This is a genomic window from Thermoanaerobacterales bacterium, assembly GCA_030019475.1.
In the GTDB taxonomy this organism is placed as follows: Bacteria; Bacillota; Desulfotomaculia; order Desulfotomaculales; family JASEER01; genus JASEER01.
Genome location: JASEER010000077.1, coordinates 1 through 3,323 on the forward strand (window position 1 = coordinate 1; position 3,323 = coordinate 3,323).

Annotated in this window: 4 protein-coding genes; all 4 read right to left on the bottom strand. The window is 56.1% G+C overall.

Annotation, left to right across the window (positions count from 1 at the left end):
• Nucleotides 1-26: 26 nt before the first annotated feature.
• Nucleotides 27-758: a DUF4367 domain-containing protein gene (locus QMC81_11810; GenBank protein MDI6908155.1), complete on the bottom strand. Its 732-nt coding sequence runs from the start codon at nt 756-758 to the stop codon at nt 27-29.
• Entirely contained in the window at nt 755-1,276 is a 522-nt protein-coding gene (locus tag QMC81_11815; GenBank protein MDI6908156.1) for a sigma-70 family RNA polymerase sigma factor, read from the bottom strand. The genes QMC81_11810 and QMC81_11815 overlap by 4 nt, the downstream gene beginning before the upstream one ends.
• Before the next feature lie 302 nt (nt 1,277-1,578).
• Nucleotides 1,579-2,622 carry a hypothetical protein gene (locus tag QMC81_11820; GenBank protein ID MDI6908157.1) on the bottom strand — a complete coding sequence of 348 codons (1,044 nt, stop codon included), beginning with the start codon at nt 2,620-2,622 and terminating at the stop codon, nt 1,579-1,581.
• A gap of 212 nt (nt 2,623-2,834) precedes the next feature.
• A partial coding sequence (locus QMC81_11825; protein MDI6908158.1) for an AAA family ATPase occupies nt 2,835-3,323 on the bottom strand: 489 nt, incomplete at its 5' end.

Here is a 3,323-nt window from a genome sequence, read left to right on the forward strand (position 1 = left end):
AATGAGGCCGCAAGGATGCATCGATTTTATAGCGGCCCCATGGAATTGCTCACTTTGAGGAGTTCTTCGGCGGGGAGCCGCCCCGAAACTTCAAAAAGCATGTCGCCCTCCGCCCAGACGACCTTCCCCCACCGGTCTTTCTCACGATACAGGAGTTTTCCGGGAATCCCCCGGACGCTGACGTCGGAGACTAAGGTATCGTCCAAGTCAAACGACGGCCCGATCTCACCGTCCCGGAAGAGGGTCTGCCGGACGGTCAGGAACTGTCCGCTGGATTCATAATGGCTGCTTATGCGGACTTCGTGTTCCCCGATCTCGGTGACGGAATGCCCCTTGAAGCTATAACCGGGCGGTATGTAGGACGTTCCGAACGGGGTGAAATCGACTCGTTCCTTCAGCTCTTCCGTCGTCAGTGATGAAAGATCATGAGCCGGCTGCTTGCTTTGGGACTCTCCGAAAGAGAGTCTCCCGGTGTCGTCCTGAAAGGTGATCCGCGAACTGAAAACACGCTTACCTATGGCCAGCAGACTCTCGGGGCCGGACAGGAGGAAGGTCGCTCCGGCAACGGCGATAACGGCGATGACGGCGACGGCCGCCTTCAAGGGAAGGAAGCGCCTGAGGCGCCGCTCTCGCAGCCGCGCCTGAAACCGCTCCGTGAGCGTATCGATGTCATCCGGCTGATACCCCTTCATTCTCTCGGCAACATAGCGCCTCAGGAATTCATCGGCAGGGTCGTATTGTCTATCGTCCCTCTTCACCCTTGCACCCCGGCCTTTCTGTGGTAGTGGCGGTAAAAGAGTTCACGGCTTCTCTGGAGCCGGGACTTTACCGTAGCCTCTGGAGCATTTAGAGCCGCCGCGATCTCCTTAACGGTCAGCCCCCTGAAGTATTTGAGAAACAGTACCATCTGGTGTTCTCCGGACAGACGGTCGAGCGCTTCGCAGACCAGCAGGGCTTCTTCTTTGGCAATCAAGGTATCTTCAACGCTGCTGTCATCGGTCACCCAGGGAACGGGCTGCGGGAAGGTGCGCTGTCGCTTTCGCATCTCGGAGTAGGCCTTATTAATAGCGATCCGCTTCAGCCAGCCGCCGGCCTTATTGAGGTCATTGAGCTGATAAAGTTTATCCATGGCCGTTAAGAAGGTTTCCTGCACGATATCCTCGGCTAAAGCATGGTCTTGAACGACATAATACGCCACGGCCAGGATGTTCTGGGCGAACGTTCTGAAGAGGTCGAGTATGATCTTTTCTTTGGCACGTCGATCAAGCGTGTCCATAATATGACATTTCGGCACATGTTTCTCAATACCTCCATGGGGAGGGAGAAAACTAGCTGAATACCTCGGCTGGATGCGCGGGAAGTTCCGCACCACAACGTCCAACCAGGTCCCCAACAGGGACTATTGGCTCGCTCACCCGCAGCCCGGTGCAAGGGGTTGGTCTCCAGCGCTCTCCCGTCAACGAGAATACGTAAAGCCCGACCACCAGCTACAGCTTAAGAAGACGTTACCAGGTTTAGAATGAGGCACCCCAGCAATCCCCACCATACGGCCTTCAAAAAGATTCACCTCCGGCAAAGCTACCAGGATGTTCGGCCTTGAGGAAATACTAAAACTGAATAGGAACTGGGTGACGGCTGTTCTTTGGTTTGGCCGGATGCATTCGTAAGAACGACCCGGTCTTTTCGCAATGTCATTGTGCCTATCTCTTTTCCATTGTGAATAGCTTTGACGTAGTCTTCGTTTCCGACCCGCAGGCCTGCTAAGAGAACGTCATTCCAGCACCCGAGGGAGGGCCCGGCGATGAGGATGTCTTTCTGTCGGATCTCTTCCTGCGACGGCACAAGTGCCTGAAGGAGTGCGGTGATAGACCGCTCCAGGCTTACGGTGTTCTGTTGCAGGTCCACCTGGAGAACATTTTCGATGCCACCGATATACAACTTATCCTTCAGGGCGATAACCTGGGGAAGCTGCCACTGAACGATTCCCCCGTTCAGGGCGGGTTCGCTCCAGGATATATCGGACTCCGTGATCGTTGCCAGCAGGAGACCGGACCCCAGTCCGTGACTCCCATTTGGCCCGGGAACAGGCCTGAAGTAATGAATCAAGACACGCGCTTCCTGCGGGGTCCCGGCGGCCCACAGCACCATAGTCCCGGCGGGCTGCTCCAGGCTCTGCTCCGGCAGCGAATACGCGCGCTCTGTTTTCGTAAGATGGTCAGTGATTACGAGGCTTTTTTCACGAATGGAGAACTCACGCCCCGGATGGTCAAGCGGGGAGTAGGACAGGCTTGACCTCTGATACACAGACCATCCTTTTTTGATGCCTGTCAGGTTCGCGTTCAGGTCGGCGTTGGCGACCACAGTTCGTTTGCCGTCCCACCTGATCTCGGCAGGATGGTCCGTAAGTGACATGACAGGGGTCGGGTCAAGAACGAGACTGCACTCCTGTATGTCCCAGGCGCCAACACGCACTGCTCCCTCCTGTTCCAAGACCAGAATGGGTATACTCTCTCCCGGAACAGGTAAGGGCCCTACGGGATTGGCTTCCTTTTGAGCGCTGCACCCCACTAGTGAAGAAAAAAGAATGAGCGGAAAGAAGAGTATTAACAGGCGTTTTAGCATGCTGTCTGCCCCCTTTAGAGGGCCCCAGGGTACAGATAAGCCCCTGTACCCTGGGGATACCGTTAGTAAGTTACCTGCATCAAAGTGGTACCTTTAACACGTTGAAGCTTGTTACAGCCGCCCCATAATGTCCGGGGATAGACAGTGTTAATTGTCCAAGAATTGACGAACGGCTCGCCGGCAATCGATCTCATCGGGCGGAGCAGGGAGAACTACATGAGTTCTCCCTGAATCACCCGCTTTACCATGTGGTCGTCAACGATCCGGTTGCCGTTCTGCGCCCCGTAGATCAGGCAATGGGTACAGGCCTTGTTAATCAACCGCGGGGTCCCGGCCGAGAAGCGGAAGACCTCATCCAACGCACCATCCGAGAAGATGTCCCGGTCCGCGCCGGCGTATGCCAGATGCCGTTTTACATACTCGCCGGTTTGCGCCCTGTCCAGGTAGGTTAGTCTACACTGCAAGTCGATGCGTTGGCGGATGGCGGCGTAGGCCTGGAGCCGGAGCCGTTCCCGCAGCTCGCTCTGCCCGACCAGGATGAGGGCCATGGGGCTCTGGGAGTCCATTTTGAAGTTAAGGAGAAACCGGACCTCTTCCAGCATCTCCTTATCCAGCAAGTGGGCTTCATCCAGGATCACCACCGGCTGCAAAGAATGAACACCCCGCATCAGTTCGATCTCCCGGTGCAACTGGCGCTTGGC

Excerpts from the sequence above, each read along its gene's own strand:
- QMC81_11815 (MDI6908156.1), bottom strand. The coding sequence starts at position 1,276 with ATGGACACGCTTGATCGACGTGCCAAAGAAAAGATCATACTCGACCTC.
- QMC81_11820 (MDI6908157.1), bottom strand. The coding sequence starts at position 2,622 with ATGCTAAAACGCCTGTTAATACTCTTCTTTCCGCTCATTCTTTTTTCT.